The 17,772-nt window shown below is 69.2% G+C and carries 13 protein-coding genes and 1 tRNA gene; 5 read left to right on the top strand and 9 right to left on the bottom strand.

Annotated elements, in window-relative coordinates:
- Positions 1–31: 31 nt before the first annotated feature.
- Positions 32–658, top strand: a complete 627-nt coding sequence (locus tag ACSF8R_RS11750) for a winged helix-turn-helix transcriptional regulator (RefSeq protein ID WP_434812063.1) — start codon at positions 32–34, stop codon at positions 656–658.
- On the opposite strand, the gene ACSF8R_RS11745 is transcribed toward ACSF8R_RS11750, so the two are convergent.
- Positions 655–1,899, bottom strand: coding sequence for an MFS transporter (locus ACSF8R_RS11745; RefSeq protein WP_434812062.1), 1,245 nt, complete (start codon positions 1,897–1,899; stop codon positions 655–657). The two genes, ACSF8R_RS11750 and ACSF8R_RS11745, sit on opposite strands and share 4 nt — an antisense overlap.
- 191 nt (positions 1,900–2,090) lie before the next feature.
- Here ACSF8R_RS11745 and ACSF8R_RS11740 point away from each other — a divergent pair, with 191 nt between their 5' ends.
- The 4 genes from ACSF8R_RS11740 to narI are packed head-to-tail and all read left to right on the top strand — an operon-like array spanning position 2,091 to position 8,996.
- Positions 2,091–5,834: a nitrate reductase subunit alpha gene (locus ACSF8R_RS11740; RefSeq protein ID WP_434812061.1), complete on the top strand. Its 3,744-nt coding sequence runs from the start codon at positions 2,091–2,093 to the stop codon at positions 5,832–5,834.
- Positions 5,834–7,528 (top strand): nitrate reductase subunit beta, encoded by a 1,695-nt coding sequence (gene narH, locus ACSF8R_RS11735; protein ID WP_434812060.1) that lies wholly within the window; start codon positions 5,834–5,836, stop codon positions 7,526–7,528. The genes ACSF8R_RS11740 and narH overlap by 1 nt, the downstream gene beginning before the upstream one ends.
- A complete protein-coding gene (gene narJ / locus ACSF8R_RS11730; RefSeq protein ID WP_141379821.1) occupies positions 7,525–8,241 on the top strand; it encodes a nitrate reductase molybdenum cofactor assembly chaperone in 717 nt (238 codons plus the stop codon). The genes narH and narJ overlap by 4 nt, the downstream gene beginning before the upstream one ends.
- Positions 8,238–8,996, top strand: a complete 759-nt coding sequence (narI, locus tag ACSF8R_RS11725) for a respiratory nitrate reductase subunit gamma (RefSeq protein WP_434812059.1) — start codon at positions 8,238–8,240, stop codon at positions 8,994–8,996. Before narJ ends, narI begins: the two co-directional genes overlap by 4 nt.
- Positions 8,997–8,999: 3 nt before the next feature.
- Here narI and ACSF8R_RS11720 read toward each other — a convergent pair whose 3' ends face one another.
- The 8 genes from ACSF8R_RS11720 to ACSF8R_RS11685 form a co-directional block, all read right to left on the bottom strand.
- Positions 9,000–10,067, bottom strand: coding sequence for a cytochrome P450 (locus ACSF8R_RS11720; RefSeq protein ID WP_434812058.1), 1,068 nt, complete (start codon positions 10,065–10,067; stop codon positions 9,000–9,002).
- Positions 10,054–12,690 (bottom strand): multicopper oxidase domain-containing protein, encoded by a 2,637-nt coding sequence (locus ACSF8R_RS11715; protein WP_434812057.1) that lies wholly within the window; start codon positions 12,688–12,690, stop codon positions 10,054–10,056. Before ACSF8R_RS11715 ends, ACSF8R_RS11720 begins: the two co-directional genes overlap by 14 nt.
- The gene (locus tag ACSF8R_RS11710; RefSeq protein ID WP_434812056.1) at positions 12,677–13,792 is read right to left on the bottom strand and encodes a hypothetical protein; all 1,116 of its coding nucleotides are present in this window, start codon (positions 13,790–13,792) and stop codon (positions 12,677–12,679) included. The genes ACSF8R_RS11715 and ACSF8R_RS11710 overlap by 14 nt, the downstream gene beginning before the upstream one ends.
- 537 nt (positions 13,793–14,329) lie before the next feature.
- Complete coding sequence (locus ACSF8R_RS11705) at positions 14,330–14,716, bottom strand: hypothetical protein (protein WP_434812055.1); 387 nt, start codon at positions 14,714–14,716, stop codon at positions 14,330–14,332.
- The gene (locus tag ACSF8R_RS11700; RefSeq protein WP_434812054.1) at positions 14,709–14,903 is read right to left on the bottom strand and encodes a helix-turn-helix domain-containing protein; all 195 of its coding nucleotides are present in this window, start codon (positions 14,901–14,903) and stop codon (positions 14,709–14,711) included. The genes ACSF8R_RS11705 and ACSF8R_RS11700 overlap by 8 nt, the downstream gene beginning before the upstream one ends.
- Positions 14,904–15,099: 196 nt before the next feature.
- A tRNA-Gln gene (locus ACSF8R_RS11695) sits at positions 15,100–15,171 on the bottom strand.
- Positions 15,172–15,245: 74 nt separating this feature from the next.
- On the bottom strand, positions 15,246–16,760 hold the full coding sequence (gene gltX / locus ACSF8R_RS11690; RefSeq protein WP_434812053.1) for a glutamate--tRNA ligase: 1,515 nt from the start codon (positions 16,758–16,760) through the stop codon (positions 15,246–15,248).
- A 27-nt stretch (positions 16,761–16,787) separates the two neighbouring features.
- On the bottom strand, positions 16,788–17,726 hold the full coding sequence (locus ACSF8R_RS11685) for a LysR family transcriptional regulator (protein ID WP_434812052.1): 939 nt from the start codon (positions 17,724–17,726) through the stop codon (positions 16,788–16,790).
- Between the last annotated feature and the right edge of the window lie 46 nt (positions 17,727–17,772).

Genomic DNA, 17,772 nt, shown 5'->3' with positions numbered 1-17,772 from the left:
ATGCACGGATAATCGAAGGATGCCACGGCCGATGCATGCCCACCGAGGGATCGCGCAGGCGAGCCGTCTGCGCATCGTGGATGCCGTGATGCAGCGGCCGGGCGTCTCGCTCGCCGATCTGTCGGTCGAGACCGGCCTCCACGCCAACACGCTCCGCGATCACGTGCGCGTGCTGGAGACGGAGGGGATCATCCGCAGCATGCCGGAGCAGCGCGGCACCCGTGGTCGACCGCGCGCGCTCTACTACCCCGTCGATGCAGCCACCGAGAACGAGACCGCCCAGAGACGCGTCGACGAGGCGAAGCGCCGCGGCGATCTCCTGCGGCGCATGGTGCCGTCGGCGGCACCCGACCTCGACCCCGCGGCCGTCCACCAGATCGACGCGCTGTACGAGCACCTCGACGAGGTGGGCCTCGACCCCGATATCGACGAGCATCGTCTCGAGGTCTCGCTGCGGCCGTGCGAGTTCCACACTCTCGTCGAGGGTCACCGAGAGGTGCTGTGCCGCGTGCACGAAGGGCTCGTCCGCGACGTCCTCGAGCGCGCGGGCGGGCCGGTCGAGGTCGACCGACTGCTCCCGCTCGTGACCGAGCATCGGTGCGAGCTGCTCCTCCGGATGCGACCCGCGCACGACGAATCACCCCCGCCGCGGGACTAGCTTTCCTTCAGGGCAGGGGCTGATCGCGCGTCCCGCAGCATTCCGGCGACCACGAGCGCCGCCGCACCCACAAGGACGAGGAGCCAGAGGCCGAGCGCGTACGAGTTCGATTCCGCCTGGTACGTCGCTCCCATCACGAGCGGCGGGAAGTACCCGCCGAGTCCGCCCGCGGCAGCCACGACGCCGGTCACCGCGCCGACCTTGTCCGGCGGCGTCGACGGCCCCACCCAGGCGAACACCGCGCCCATCCCGAGGCCCATCGCGGCGGCCATGAGGTTGAAGACGAAGCCGGTGAGCACGCCCTCCGGCGGCTGCTGACCAACGATGTAGGCCGTGGAGACGATGCCTGCCAGCGAGATGAGGGAGATGACCTTGGGTCCGAGCCTGTCGGCCAGCACGCCGCCGACAGGTCGCGCGATCACCGCGGCCGCGGCGAAGATGGCCGTCCGCGTACCTGCCCCCACGGCGTCCACCTCGTCGGGGTAGATGGTGGTCAGGTACTTGGGCAAGTAGGTCGAGAACGCCACGAATCCACCGAAGACGATCGCGTACAGGAACGACATGTGCCAAGTGACCGTCAACTTCAACGCCCCGACGACCTTCGGGACCAGCGCCTGATGGCTCGGTACCCACGCCGGCGACTCGCGGAGGAAGAACCACACCGCCGCGGCCACCACGATCATCACTCCGGCGATGAGCAGGTGGGTCGGGATGTACCCGATCGCGAGTGCGAGCCGCGGTGTGACGAACGCCGACACCGCCGTGCCGATCATGCCCATGCCGAAGATTCCGGTGGCGAGTCCGCGCCGCGCGGCGGGGAACCAGGCGCTCGAGAAGGGGATGCCGACCGCGAAGATCGTGCCCGCCACACCGAGCAGGAAGCCGGCGACGAGCAGGAGCGGGTAGGAGCCGATCGATCCGGCGAACGCAACGAGGAGGACGGCGGGGACCGAGGCGAGGAGCACGAGCGTGAACATGCGTCGCCCACCGAAGCGGTCGGTCAGCGCCCCGACGACGATGCGGCCGAGCGCACCGACGAGCACGGGGGTGGCGAGCATCAGCGAGATCTGCCCCTGATCGAGCCCCATATTCTCGGCGTAGACGTTCTGCAGCGGAGCGATCGACATCCAGGCCCAGAAGCCGACAGTCGACGCGAGGGTGGCGAGGATCACCTGACCGAGCCCCCCGCGCAGATCGGGGGCGGCCTCTGTGGCGGGACGGTGCGGGACTTTCGTAGTCACGGCTACTCCATTCGACACGCTCACGGTAGCGGCGACGACGACTCCCGCACCACGGGTTCACCGTCCTTATTCGACGAGTCCGCGGCATCCATTGCCCCCGACCTTCAGTCCGTATTAAATACGGTGTACGGGCTGGTTCCCTGCCGCGACGATGCGGATACTGAGGGCAGCCATCCGGGCTGGAGGAGACGATGACACCACAGATCCGCAGCACTCCCTCGACGGACGGTCCTCTGGCGGACGCACTGCTGAGCATGGGCCGCTTCCTCCGCCCCGGCGAGACGAGTGAGGACCTGCGCTCCGTGTTCCTCAAAGGCGGACGTTCGGGCGACGTCTTCTACCGCGACCGCTGGGCGCACGACAAGGTCGTCCGTTCGACGCACGGCGTGAACTGCACGGGGTCGTGCTCGTGGAAGGTGTACGTCAAGGACGGCATCATCACGTGGGAGACGCAGCAGACCGACTACCCGTCCGTCGGCCCCGACTCGCCCGAGTACGAACCGCGCGGATGCCCCCGCGGCGCCGCGTTCAGTTGGTACACCTACTCCCCCACGCGCGTGCGGTATCCGTACATCCGCGACACGCTCGCCGAGCTGTACCGCGACGCCAAGCGCACGCATCCCGACCCCGTCGACGCGTGGGCCTCGATCGTCGAGGATCCCGAGAAGTCGCGCGCCTACAAGAGCGCCCGTGGCAAGGGCGGCCTGCTGCGCACGACGTGGGACGAGGCGATGGAGATTGCCGCCGCCGCACACGTGTACACCGTCAAGGAGTACGGCCCGGACCGGGTCGCCGGGTTCTCGCCGATCCCCGCGATGTCGATGGTCAGCCACGGTGCCGGGGCCCGGTTCCTGAACCTCGTCGGCGGCACGATCCTGTCCTTCTACGACTGGTACGCCGACCTCCCCGTCGCGAGCCCGCAGGTGTTCGGCGACCAGACCGACGTCCCCGAGTCCGCCGACTGGTGGAACGCCGGGTACCTCATGATGTGGGGCTCGAACGTACCCGTCACGCGCACGCCCGACGCGCACTTCATGGCCGAGGCGCGCTACCGCGGCCAGAAGGTGGTCACGGTCTCACCCGACTACACCGACAACACGAAGTTCGCCGACGAGTGGGTCGCACCGCACCCGGGCACCGACGCCGCGCTCGCGATGGCGATGGGTCACGTCATCCTCACGGAGTTCTTCGTGCAGCGCCGCACCGCGCCCTTCGAGGACTATATGCGCCGCTTCAGCGACGCGCCCTACCTCGTCGCGCTCGAGGAGCACCCGTCGGGTCTGGTCCCCGGCAAGTTCCTCACCGCGAGCGACCTGGGCGGCGAGGATGCCGCCGTCCCGCGTGCCGACTTCAAGACCGTCCTGCTCGATCAGAACGGCACCCCCGTCGTTCCGAACGGGTCGCTCGGCCACCGCTTCACGCCCGAGGACGAGGGGCGGTGGAACCTCGACCTCGAGGGCGTCGTGCCGCCCCTGTCGCTGCTCGACCTCGACGACACGACCGAATCGGTCGAGATCGTCCTCCCCCGCTTCGACGTCACGCCCAGCGGCGAGGACGAGGCGCACGCCGGCGGGACGGGCACCGTCACCCGCGGCGTGCCCGTGCGCCGCGTCGCCGGCCGCCTCGTCACGACCGTGTTCGACCTGCTGCTCGCGCAGTACGGCGTCGCGCGCGACGGACTGCCGGGCCAGTGGCCGACCGGCTACGACGACCCGACCACGCCCGGCACGCCCGCGTGGCAGGAAGAGCTCACGAACGTGCCCGCGGCGCAGGCCGCGCGCATCGGCCGCGAGTTCGCCGACAACGCCGAGCGCTCGGGCGGCCGCTCGATGATCCTCATGGGAGCGGGCACCAACCACTGGTTCCACTCCGACACGATCTATCGCACGTTCCTGGCGCTGACGACGATGACCGGATGCCAGGGCGTCAACGGCGGCGGCTGGGCGCACTACGTGGGGCAGGAGAAGGTGCGCCCCATCACCGGCTACTCGCAGTACGCGACGGCCGCCGACTGGAACCGCCCGCCCCGGCAGAACATCGGCACGGCGTTCTGGTACCTCGCGAGTGACCAATGGCGCTACGACGGCCTGCCGGCATCCGCCCTGGCCTCTCCGCTCGCCCGCGGCCAGTTCGAGGACCGGACGACGGCGGACTGCCTCGTCGAGTCGGTCAAGCGGGGATGGATGCCTGCCTACCCGACCTTCTCGCGCAACCCGCTCGACCTGTGCGACGAGGCCGAGGCGGCCGGCAAAGAGCCCGCCGCGCACATCGTCGACTCCCTCACCGACGGGTCGCTGCACTACGCGGTCGAAGACCCCGACGCCCCGGAGAACTTCCCGCGCGTCATCTCCATCTGGCGAGCCAACGTGCTGGGCTCGTCGGGCAAGGGCAACGAGTACTTCCTCAAGCACCTGCTCGGCACCGACTCGGCCGTCCGCGCGCCCGAGTCGCCCGAGGGGTCGCGCCCGCGGGACATGGTGTGGCACGAGAACGCACCCGAAGGCAAGCTCGACCTACTGATGACGGCGGACTTCCGCATGACCTCGACGACGCTGTTCAGCGACCTCGTGCTGCCGGCGGCGACCTGGTACGAGAAGTACGACCTGTCCTCGACCGACATGCACCCCTTCATCCACGCGTTCACGCCGGCGATCAACCCGCCGTGGCAGACGCGCACCGACTTCGATCTGTTCGGGGCGCTCGCCGAGAAGTTCAGCGAGTACGCGGCGGTGCACCTGGGCGTCCGCAAGGACGTCGTGGCCTCGCCGCTGCAGCACGACACCCCCGACGTCATGGCGACCCCGCACGGCACCGTCCCCGAGGACGCGCCGCTCGTACCGGGCGTGACGATGGCCAAGCTCATCGTCGTCGAACGCGACTACCCCAACCTCTACGAGAGGTGGAAGTCCCTCGGCCCGCTGACGGCCAAGCTCGGGATGACGACGAAGGCGATCACGTACCACCCCGACCGCGAGATCGAGCAGCTGAAGCAGAAGAACGGCGTCGTACAGTCGGGCCCGTACACCGGCAGCGTGCTGCTGGACACCGACAAGAAGGCGTGCGAGATGATCCTCGCCTTCTCGGGGACGAGCAACGGCCGCCTCGCCGTGCAGGGCTTCCGCGAACTGGAGAAGAAGACGGGCCAGCGCATCGCGCAGCTCGCCGAAGACCACGAGGGCTCGCACATCACCTTCCAGGACGTTCAGGTGCAGCCGCGCAGCGTCATCACCTCGCCGGAGTGGTCGGGCTCCGAGCACGGCGGCCGTCGCTACACCGCGTTCGCGATCAACGTCGAGCACCTGAAGCCGTGGCACACCCTGACCGGCCGCCAGCACTTCTACCTCGACCACGACTGGATGAGCGAGCTCGGCGAGAGCCTGCCCGTGTTCCGACCGCCGCTAGACATGCACCGCCTCTTCGACTCCGAGAAGGTCGGCACGACCAAGCGCATCGCGGGGCCGGGCGCCGCCGGGCAGACCGAGGTGACGGTGCGCTACCTGACGCCCCACTCGAAGTGGTCGATCCACTCCGAGTACCAGGACAACCTGTTCATGCTGTCGCTGAGCCGTGGCGGCCCCACGATCTGGATGAGCACGCAGGATGCCGCGAAGATCGGCGTCCGCGACAACGAGTGGATCGAGTCGTACAACCGCAACGGCGTCGTCGTCGCCCGCGCGATCGTCTCGCACCGCATGCCCGAGGGAACGGTGTACATGTACCACGCGAAGGACCGCACGGTAGATGTGCCGATCGCCGAGACCAGCGGCCTGCGCGGCGGCATCCACAACTCGCTCACCCGCATCCTGCTGAAACCGAGCCATCTGATCGGCGGCTACGCGCAGCTCGCATGGGCGTTCAACTACCTGGGTCCGACCGGCAACCAGCGCGACGAGATCACGCAGATCCGCCGCCGCAGCCAGGAGGTGGAGTACTGATGAAGGTCATGGCTCAGATGTCGATGATCATGAATCTCGACAAATGCATCGGATGCCACACGTGCTCGGTCACGTGCAAGCAGGCGTGGACCAACCGCACCGGCGTCGAGTACGTCTGGTTCAACAACGTCGAGACGCGCCCCGGCGTGGGCTACCCCCGCACGTACGAGGACCAGGAGAAGTGGGGCGGCGGCTGGGTGCGCACCAAGCGCGGCCGCCTGAAGCTGCGCAGCGGTGGCCGGCTGTCGAAGCTCGCGCGCATCTTCTCGAACCCGAAGCTGCCCGAGATCCACGACTACTACGAGCCGTGGACCTACGACTACGACATGCTGCTCAACGCCCCGAAGGGGCAGCAGACGCCCGTCGCTCGGCCGAAGAGCCTGCTCACCGGCGAGGACATGAAGATCTCGTGGTCGGCCAACTGGGACGACGACCTCGGCGGTTCGCTCGAGACGATGCAGGACGACCCGATCCTCAAGAAGATGAGCGAAGAGGTGAAGGCCGAGTTCGAGAAGGCCTTCATGTTCTACCTGCCGCGCATCTGCGAGCACTGCCTGAACCCGTCGTGCGTGGCATCCTGCCCGTCAGGCGCGATGTACAAGCGCGCCGAGGACGGCATCGTGCTCGTCGATCAGGACCAGTGCCGCGGCTGGCGCATGTGCGTGTCGGGATGCCCGTACAAGAAGGTCTACTTCAACCACCGCACCGGCAAGGCCGAGAAGTGCACGATGTGCTACCCGCGCATCGAGGTGGGCCTGCCCACCGTGTGCTCGGAGACCTGCGTCGGGCGGCTGCGCTATCTCGGCATCGTGTTGTACGACGCCGACCGGGTGGCGCAGGCGGCGGCCGTCGAGGACGACAAGGCGCTGCTGCAGGCGCAGCGCGACATCATCCTCGACCCGTTCGACCCCGCCGTCATCGAGGCGGCACGCGCGGGCGACCTCCCCGAGGACTGGGTCGAGGCCGCACAGCGCAGCCCGATCTGGAAGCTCATGCAGTACCAGGTCGCCCTGCCGCTGCACCCCGAATACCGCACCATGCCGATGGTCTGGTACATCCCGCCGCTCTCCCCCGTCGTCGACGTCGTGACCGGCTCGGGCAACGACGGCGAGGACGCGCGGACCCTGTTCGCCGCCATCGACAAGCTGCGGATCCCGATCGGCTACCTCGCCGAGCTCTTCACGGCGGGCGACATCGCCCCCGTCGACCTTGCCCTGCGCCGCCTCGCCGCGATGCGCTCGTACATGCGCGGCGTGAACCTCGACGACGAGCGCGACGAGCGCATCGCACGGGCGGTCGGCATGAGCGGCACCGAGGTCGAGGAGATGTACCGGCTGCTCGCGATCGCGAAGTACGAGGAGCGCTACGTCATCCCCTCGGCGCACACGGAGCAGGCTCACGCCCTCGAGGAGATGGCGTGCTCGCTCGACTTCGACGGGGGCCCCGGCATGGGCGGCGCCGGTCCGTTCGGCTCCTCGAGCGGTCCGAGCGTGCCCGTCGCGGTGGAGAACTTCCACATCCTCGCCGACCGGCAGACCGCCGACCGACCGTCGTCGCCCGGGCGCGTCAACCTGCTCAACTGGGACGGCAACGGCAACGCCGACGGGCTCTTCCCGCCGACCTCGACGACGGCGGTGCGCGAGACCGGCAAGGGCAAGGACAAGAACCAGGGCGCGGGCGAGGGCCGCCCATGAGCTCCGTCCTGCCCCGCGTCACCCCGCGCCGCGCCCTGCCCCCCGAGGTGCCCGCCCTGCGGCTGTCGGCCGTCGACCGCGCCGCCACCCACATGCTCGCGTCGCTCCTGCTCGACTACCCCGATGCCGCGTGGTTCGGGCGCCTGCCCGCCCTGCGTCCGCACATCGACGCGCTGCCGTCCGCGATCTCCGAACCCCTCACATCCTTCGTCGATCAGGCCGAAGCGGCCGGCGAGGCCGAATGGCAGCGGCGCTACGTGGTCACATTCGACCTCAAGCGCAAGTGCAGCCTGTACCTGAGCTACTACGCGACCGGCGACACGCGCCGCCGCGGCGTCGCGCTGGTCACGTTCCTCGAGGCGTACCGCGCCGCCGGGTGGGAGTTCGACGCGGATGACCTGCCCGACTTCCTGCCGGCGGTGCTGGAGTTCTCGGCCCGCGCCGACGCCGCGACCGCCGATGCTCAGATCGCCGGCGCGCTGCTCGCCTCGCACCGCGAGGGTATCGAGGTACTGCGCGCCGCGCTCGAGGGCATGTCGAGCCCGTGGGCGCTCGTCGTGCGCACCGTCACGCAGTCGCTTCCCCCCATCGACGCCGCGACCCGCGAGCGCTACCTCGACCTCATCAACGAGGGGCCGCCCACCGAGACGGTGGGCCTCAGCTTCCTGGGGCAGCTTCCGCCCTTCCGTCCCGTCTCGCAGGAGGCACCATGACCACGCTGCAGATGATCCTCTGGGTCGCGATCCCGTACGCCTCGATCGCGGTGTTCGTCGTCGGGCACATCTGGCGATACCGCTACGACAAGTTCGGCTGGACCACCCGGTCGAGCCAGACGTACGAGAACCGGCTGCTGCGCTGGGGGTCGCCGATGTTCCACATCGGCATCCTCATGGTCATCGCGGGTCACGTCGTCGGACTGTTCATCCCCCGCGAATGGCTGTACGCGATCGGCATCAACGAGGAGATGTACCACATCGGCGCGACCGTCATGGGGTCCTTCGCCGCCGTGCTGACCCTCGTGGGGCTCGCGATCCTGATCTACCGCCGGCGTACCGTCGGCCCCGTGTTCCTCGCGACGACCGACATGGACAAGGTCATGTACGTCTTCCTGGCCGCCACGCTCGGCTTCGGCACGCTCGCGACCGTCGTGTACCAGGTGTTCGGCGGCGGATTCTACTACCGCGAGACGATCTCGCCGTGGATCCGCAGCATCTTCCTGTTCCAACCGCAGGTCGAGCTGATGGCCGAGGTGCCGCTGCTGTTCCAGCTGCACATCCTGACGGCGTTCGCCCTGTTCGCGCTGTGGCCGTTCACGCGCCTCGTCCACGTGTTCTCCGCGCCGGTGGGCTACCTGTTCCGTCCCTACGTCGTCTACCGCTCACGCGACGCCGTGCGCGGCGCGCGCCCCGTTCGTCGCGGCTGGGACCCGGTGCAGACCCCCGACCCCGAGCGCCTGCACAAGCTCTAGGTTCTAGACCAGCCGGACGGGCACCGCGCGGAAGCCGGCGACGGGTGCCTGCTCACGCTCCGGGTCGCCCGCCGGCTCGATGCGGCCCGCCGTGAGCAGCGCCCGCACGAGCACGCGCAGCTCGGCGGTCGCGAGCAGGCGTCCCGGGCACACGTGCGGGCCGGTGCCGTAGACGAGGTTCGCGGCGGCGTGCGCGGCAGGGTCGAAGGCGTCGGGTTCCGCGAAGACGGCCGGGTCGCGGTTGGCGGCGCGCCAGTCGAGCACGACGATCTGGCCGGCGTGCACGGGGCAGCCGCCGACCTCGGTCTGTCGCGTGACGCGGCGTCGGTTGGAGACGAACGGGTCGTCGGCGCGCAGGATCTCGTCGATCGCGGCGTCGAGGTCGGCGTCGGATGCCGCCGCGAGATGATCCTGATGCTCCGGGTGCACGGCGAGCCAGTGCACGATGACGCCGGTGCACAGGGCGAGCGAGCCCAGGTCGCCGCCCGTGACGTTGCGCAGTATCGACACGAGCTCGTCGTCGCGTAGCGCCGAGCCGTCACTGTGCCGCAGCGCCATCAGCCGGGCGGTGACATCGTCGCGCGGATGCTCCCGACGCCGTCGCAGCAGCTCCCGGATGATGGCGTCGAACCGGTCGGCGATCTCGGCGGTCGCCCGCGGGTGCCCCGTGCGCGATGCGACGCGGTTGTCGGCGACCCACTGCAGCAGCGGCTCCTCCCACTCGGGCAGCCATCCGAGCCACGCCGACTGGGCGCGCACGGCGAAGCGCGCACCGAGGTCGGCAACGGCGCCGAAGGGCGCATCGGCGGCGTCGAGCCGGGCGACGAGGTCGGCGGCGATGCGCTCGAGCTCGGGCAGCAGCTGGGCGACGGCGTCGGCATCCATGAACGGGTCGAGCAGGTGGCGCATCTCGGCGTGCGCCGCCCCGTCGAGCCCGTTGGGCACCTGCAGGTGGCGCGAGACGATGCTCGAGAAGGTCTCCGGGTCGTGCGCGAGGCGGACGACTTCAGCATGGTCGCCGATGACGAGGCGGCCCTTCTGATCGAGATGCACGCGGTCAGTCGTCGACATGGAAGATCCCCTTCGCCCCCTTCTCGGCGTCGCTCATGATGTGCGTGACGAAAGGATAGTTCCCCGCCTCGGGGAACGACAGCTCGACGAAGCCGCCCTGCGCGGGCTGCATCGCGAGCGCCTGCGATCCGCCGGCGTCTCCGGGGCGCAGCGTGTACGCGCCCTCGAAGTAGACCGTGTCGAACTGGCCGCCGACGATGTGGAACGACGAGGGCGTGTTGGGTCCGGCATCCAGGGTCCAGATGCGCACGCGCTCGCCCACGGCCGCCGTCAGCGGGCGGTACGCGTACTGGTTCGCGTACCCGTTGAAGGTCACGAGGTCGGGAAGCCGCGTCGCGATGCGGTCGGCGTCGGCCGTCTCGCCCTGCGGGCCGAGGTACAGCTCGCCCTGCACGAGCACGTACTCGCGGTCGACGGGGGCGAGGTCGGGAGGGTCGATGATGACGGCGCCGAACATGCCGTTCGCGATGTGCATCGACATCGGCATCGTCGAGCAGTGGTACATCCAGATGCCCGCCTGCGTCGCGGTGAAGGTATAGACGAGCGTCGCATCCGGCTGGATGGTCCGCATGGGCTCGTCGGGGGCGAGCGCGCCGGCGTGGAAGTCGATCGAGTGTCCGATCGTGCCGTCGTTGACGAGGGTGATCTCGAAGATGTCGCCGATCTTCCCTCGGAGCACCGGACCGGGCGCCGAGGCGCCGAACGTCCATCGCGTCTGTCGCACCCCGGGAGCGACCTCCTGCACCGTCTCCTGCACGGTGAGGGTGACGCGATGCACCCGTTCGTCGATTGCAGGGGTCAGCGCCGCCGGCCACTCTTCGAACCCGACGGCGGGCGCCCGCTCGAGATCAATGTCGGCCGCAGCCGACGCCCCCGCGGAGGTGCCCTCGCCGTGGGACCCGTGGGCCGAGCCGTCGTCGCCCGGCTCACCGGACGCGTCGACCGGTGCTCCGGTGACCACCACGGTGAGTTCCATGCCCATCTGCCGATGTCCGGCGATCGAACACCAGCCCTGCATGTCAGACCCGATCACGCCGACGTCGACCACCTCGCGAGCGCCCGGGACAAGCCGTTCGGAACGGAACCCGTTGGCGAACGTGAGGTCGTGGACGTCGCTGCCGGTGTTGTGGAAGGTCACGACGAGTCGGTCGCCGTAGGGCACCTCGATCTCGTCGAGCGTGTAGCGCATCCCGCTCACCCCGACGGTGACTTCCGTGGTCTCGCCCGAGGCGACGACTGCGCCGGTCGGTGCACTGACTGCGATGCCGACAGCCGCGGGGTCGGCAGCCACCCCTGCGCCGACGCAGAGGGCGAGCACCGCGAACGCAGCGCTGACGGCACCGACCCGCCGCGGCGGCAGTGGGGGCGCGACGGCGACGGGCGTGCCGAGCGCGACACGCCCGCTGCGATCGGGTGAATCGCCTTCCGCGCGACGCGCCCGACGGCCGGCGAGGATCGCGCGCGCCGCCAGCACGAAGAAGGCGATGACGACCCCGACCGCCACGAACGACAACAGCACTCGGGCGAGCGACGGCATCGGCAGCAGATAGAGGATGATCGCGCCGTTGAACGCGGTGACCCGGAAGACCGCCCCGCGGTCGAGCATCTCCGCGCCGACCTTCGCCGCCGCAGGGCTCCCGAGAGCCACGACGGGCAGCAGATAGCTGAGCGCCCCCATCAGCAGCTGCGCCGCGAACCCTGCCACGAGAGGACCGAGCACCGAGAGGTAGGCGGTCCGAAGCGACGCCCAGTCGCCGTTCGTAACGGCCAGGAACACGAGCGCACCCGCCGCGATGAGCACCCAGCCGAACGCTGCCGCGAGGCTCCACCCGGCGAAGGTGGCCGGGTGCATCGCGCGGGCCTGATGCCACCCCTGCACGGCGATCATCCCCGCCCCGGAGAGCCACACCAGCATGCCGGCGGCGACAAGAGGGCGTACGCCGGTGACCGGTCCCGCGGCGGCCAGAAGGAGCCCGGCCGTGAGGAGCGGGAGGGCGCGACGCGCGGCCACGTCGACGGCGTCGGACATACGCGCATGGAGCACCGTGGGCCACAGCAGCACGAGCGTTCCGAGCGCAGTGAGTCCGATCCATCCGAACGCGTTCAGCACGAGATGTGAGACGACGAGTCGGTCGGTCGCAGCCGGATCGGCCACCGCCGGCATGGTGACTCCGATCGCGATACCGGCCAGGAAGACGAGGCCTGCCGCGATGTAATAGCGGACGAGAGGGGCGAACCTGGCCGGAAGAGCGCGCCGCAGTTGGACGAAGAGGATGACCGCGTGAGCGACCACCGCCATCGCCACCAGCGCGGCTCCCGTGACCGTCAACGGCAGGAGCGACACGGCGACACCGGTCACCACGAACGCGGCACCGAGAGTGTGGAGGGCGAGGCGCGCCGCCAACCCCGTACGCCCCGCGGGAGCCGATCGGCGAAGGAGCGTGTCGGTGAAGTGCTGCGACCAAATGAGGATCGCCGCCGTCGCCGCGCCGAGGAGCGGCAGATGGACCATGAGCCAGAGCGGCTGTGACACGAAACGGTGCACGAAGACAGCGACCACCGACATCACCATCCAGAACAGCACCAGCGAGTTCGTGAGCAGGTACCAGTTACGCCTCGACACGTCGTCCGCCTTGCCTCTCGGTGAACCGTGCGCGTGCGGACACCGTGATCGCCAGCACGCCGTACAGCATCATCGCCACGGCCGCGGTTGCCCCGGCCGTCTGCAGCGCGTGGATCCACCCCCAGGCGTCTCCGGCGACGACCCGCGCGAGCAGCGCCGCGTGCAGGAGACCCACCGGCACGTAGAGCACCGCGTGGTACGGGATCCGCACGCCGAGGACGGCGGGGAGGATGATCGGGGCGTGCGCCATGATCATCGTGACCACGAAGCCGAGGAAGATCGCATGTGTGGTGGCGTCGTAGATCGCCCCTTCGGTGCGCGCCCCGCCCAACACCCATCCGGCGCCTGCGATGATCAGCCACACGTAGCCGACGAGGAGACACGCCGCGACGAAGCGCGGGAGTCCGCTCATCCGGACGGTCGTGCGCGCGACGTCGTACGACAGCAGCCAGGCCGAGAGGGCGATGAGAAGGACCCCGGCCACCGGCACCGCGACCGTCGGTACCGTGAGGCTCACCACTGCGGCAGCCGACAGGCTCAAGGCGAGGGCGAACAGCAACCGCTCGGCCGCGAGACCAGGGGCGTTCAGGCGTGCGAGTTCGAGTCTTTCTCCCACGATGGTGAGGATGAGGTAGACGGCCAGAAGGGGGACCAGACGGCTCGGCGGCACCCCACCGCTCCACGCGACCGTGGCCACGAGCGCCGTGATCGCCCCGAGCGCTTGCACCGTGGTGGCGGTCATGGGCTGCCGCCTCCAGATGGCGCGATACTGCCACACGTGCACTGCGAGTCCGGCGACGACCATCAGCGGACCCGTCGTCGGCGGCGCCGGGGTCAACGCAATCAGAGCGCCGCCGGTCATCAGTGCCGGGGCGGCGTAGGCCCACGACCTCCGGAGCGCCACCGCCCGCTCGAGCGAGATGAGCGCGCCGATCGCGCCGAAGACGAGGAGCGGCGCGTGGAGTTCGGCAAGGCGCTCAGCCCCGATCGGCATCGGAAGGCCTAGGAGCAGGAGCCCGGCGTTCAGCCCGAGCACGAGGACCCCGGCGGCAGAGAGCACCAGCACGAGCCGCGCTGGGCGGGCGGGCGCTCGGGGTTCCATGCCTCGACGCTACGCTTCTCGCCGCGGCGGTCTCCAGTGACGGCCGTGGTTATTCAGAGGACTCCCGCCGTCGGTGTCCCCCACCATTCGTCGCCGGATCGGAAGGGGCGGATGCGCGGAACGGCGCGAGTCTGCGCTGGGGTTACGCTTCGTCCGCCAACGGGCCGCCAGGGGCAGGCAAGGCCGAACACTTGAGCACCGCATTAGGTTCGCCGAAAAGCTCTCGCAGATCCGGGGATTGCAGGCGCTGTGGACCGCGAGGCACTCTCCCACGGTTCGAAGTGCACAATGCACTTGCATGCCGCGGGTGCTAGCTCACACTTCCTCAACTTCGTGACCCCCTGCGAGATAATTTGCGCCAACCGCGGTGGCATACTCCTCGGCAAGCGACTGTCGTGGCCCACCGGGTCCTGCGGAGAACCGGTCCGATGATGTGCGCGGCACCCCAATCACCACCTGAATCTCAGGCACCTTCTACATTCCCTCTCATTGCTGCTGCAATCACCCGCAGTCTGTGTCGGGCGCGCGACTGGCGGGTCAGGGGCTGGGTCCCGTGAGCTGGTCCAGCGCGATCCCACCGCACGCGGGCTTCAGGATGAGTCGCACCGTTGTCTCGTAGGACTCGACCGTCGAGTAGGCCAGGCTGCCGGCGCCCGCGCGCCCGGTGACGTGGATGAGCCACGCGTCGGCGGCCGCCGCGATCGTGCTCGCCCCGGTGAGAGCCCCCTCGCCGTTGCTGGTGAGCTGCGCAGCCAGCCGGCGCAGCTCAGCGAGAGCGCCTTCCTCGGTGTCGGCGGTGGCGCGCAGCTGGCGCAGTTCCCCCGCGTCATCGCGCATCCGCCCGCGGGCGCGATACCGCCCGTCGGCGAGCTTGGTGATCTGCACCGCGCCGACCTCGCCGGCGGGAATGCGCGGCCTAGGCATGCCGGTGCTCTCTAGCCCACGCGTACACGTCATCCGGGTCGTAGCGCACGTGCCGACCGAGCTTCAGATAGGGCGGACCATGGCGTGTGAGACGCCAGTCCTCCAACGTGCGCTCGGGCACTTGGAGCATCTCGGCGATTTCCGCCTGGGTCATGAACCCGGGAATGCCGGAGGTCGATGCGTCCATGCACACAAGGTGCGCCGGATTCCTCCGGACCAACCCGTACTCCACCGTGCGACGGCGTGGGTACCGGGACGCACCTACTCCGCGAAGACAATCGCGCGAGTATTTGGTCTCGTTTCTGGCCTCCGGGCCCGTCAGGCCTCTCGGATGACCCTCTGACGAGGAGGGATTCTGTGGCGGAATCCTGCGGATTTCACTGCTGGGGTACCTGGACTCGAACCAAGAACAACTGAACCAGAATCAGCCGTGTTGCCAATTACACCATACCCCAAGGGGGTTCCGACCGAAGCCGTACCGAGGGTCTAGCTTAGCCGACGAGGGCGGCAGCACCAAACCGACACGGCGTCACCCGAGCTGTGCAGCGAGCTGCTCAAGTCGACGCAGCGACTCGTCGGCGCCGAGTAGTTCCATCGACTCGAACAGTGGCGGCGAGACGCGTCGACCACTGATCGCCACGCGAAGCGGCCCATACGCGACGCGCGGCTTGAGCTCGAGGCCCTCGATCAGCGCGACGGCCAGCGCGTCCTGGATCGCGGCCGCTGAAAAGGCGTCGGCCGGAACGCCACGCAGCGCCGGCAGGGATGCAGCGAGCACCTCGCCGGCGTTCGCGGGCAGGCCCTTCAGCGCATCATCGTCGTAGGTCACGTCTGCGCTGAAGAGGAAGCCGAGCAGCCCCGGCGCGTCGCCGAGCATCTGCATCCGCTCCTGCACGAGCGGCGCCGCGGCAGCGAGCGTGGACTGCTGTTGCGGCGTCAGCGGCTCCGACACGACCCCTGCCGACACCAGGTACGGCACGAGTCGCGCGGCGAAGTCGTCGGCCGCGAGCATGCGGATGTGGTCGCCGTTGATCGACTCGGCCTTCTTCTGATCGAAGCGAGCCGGGTTCGGATTCACGTCGACGATGTCGAAGGCCTCGATGAGCTCCTGGCGCGTGAACACATCACGGTCGGCGGCGATCGACCAGCCGAGCAGCGAGAGGTAGTTCAGCAGCCCCTCGTGGATGAAGCCGCGCTCACGCTGCAGGAACAGGTCGGCCTTCGGGTCGCGCTTGGAGAGCTTCTTCGTGCCCGTCTCCCCCAGCACGAGCGGCATGTGCGCGAAGCGGGGGACGAAGTCGGTGACGCCGGCATCGATGAGGGCCGCATAGAGGGCGAGCTGCCGGGCCGTTGACGGCATGAGGTCTTCGCCACGCAGCACATGGGTGATGCCCATCAGCGCGTCATCGACCGGATTGGTGAACGTATAGAGCGGGATGCCGCCTGCGCGCACCACCACGAAGTCGGGGAACGAGCCAGCGGGGAACGTGACCTCGCCGCGAATCAGGTCGACGTAGGTGAGGTCGTGGCTCGGCACCCGCAGCCGCCACGCGGGCTCACGCCCCTCGGCACGGAACGCTGCCTTCTGCTCGTCGGTGAGATCGCGATCGAAGTTGTCGTACCCGAGCTGCTTGGCACGGCCGGCCGCCTCGTTACGTGCGTCGATCTCTTCGGCCGTCGAGTACGACTCGTACACAGCGCCCGAGGCGATCAGCTTGTCGAGCACGCCCGCGTAGATGTCGTGACGCTGCGATTGGCGGTAGGGCTCGTGCGGCCCACCCTTCTCAACACCTTCATCCCAGTCGATCTCGAGCCAGGTGAGCGCATCGACAAGCTGCCGGTAGCTCTCCTCGCTGTCACGCGCAGCGTCGGTGTCTTCGACGCGGAAGACCAACTTGCCGCCGGTGTGACGCGCGTACGCCCAGTTGAACAGCGCCGTGCGGACCATGCCGACGTGCGGAAGTCCCGTCGGCGACGGGCAGAATCGCACGCGGACGTCAGGGCCGGTGGCGGTGGTGGTGCGGGGATCGGGCTGTGCAGACATCGCCCACCAGTCTAGTTCGCGATGGCCCTAGGTCCCGGTCGCTGCGCTGACAGCGCGGCGAAGTCCGTCGAGGACGGCGGCGACGGCCGGCACGCGTTCGCCGCCACGGGCGGTGACGGTGTGCAGGGTGCGGACGTGTCCGTCTTCGAGGGGGCGCCACACGATGCCCGGGAGCGGCGGGAACGACGTCAGCGCGAGACGCGGAAGGGTTGCCACGCCGATCCCCTGTGCCACGAGCGATTCGACGGCCGCGATGTTGTCGGTCTCGAACCCGATCTTCGGGGTGAACCCCGCGCGTCCGCACACCTCGAGCAGATGACCACGGCAGCGAGGGCAGCCCGCGATCCATGCGGCATCCGACAGTTCCGACAGTCGCACGGCGTCCCGCAACGCCGCGGGGTGATCCTCGGGCACGACGAGCAGCAGGTCGTCTGAACCGATCGTCTCGACGGAGAGTCCGCGGGCGCTCTCGCCGTGAGGATCGTCGCGGTCACCCGGGTGGCTGAAGGTGAGGGCGACATCGGCGCGGTCGGCACGCACCGCCGCGACCGCCTCGGGAGGCTCCTCCTCGACATACGTGAGGGTGATGCCGGGTGCGTGCTCCGCAAGGAGGGAGATGAGGCGCGGAACGATGGTCGGCGATGCCGAAGGAAAACCGACGACTCGTACCGTCGCCGCCTGCAGCCCGCTGAGGGCGGCGAGTTCGCCGGCCGCGGCCTCGAGCGCCGTCGTGACGGGAGCCGCATGTCGGGCAAGCACGCGCCCGGCCGCCGTGAGGCGCAGCCGGCGCCCGGCGCGTTCGACGAGGGGCACACCGAGGCGCTGTTCCCAGCGACGCAGCTGCTGCGACAACGCTGGCTGGCTGTAGCCGAGCGATTCCGCAGCGGCTGTCAGCGACCCTGTGTCGGCGATCGCCTGCATCGTCCGCAACGCGTGCACGTCGAGTTCGTGTGCGTCGGTGTTCACGACATTACATAAACACACCGCATGTCTTTGATGCAATACCTGCCGT

Source organism: Microbacterium sp. bgisy189 (assembly GCF_965345345.1).
Lineage (GTDB): Bacteria > Actinomycetota > Actinomycetes > Actinomycetales > Microbacteriaceae > Microbacterium.
The sequence above is the reverse complement of the archived record's forward strand: the minus strand, read 5'-3'. Positions and strand labels throughout refer to the sequence as shown.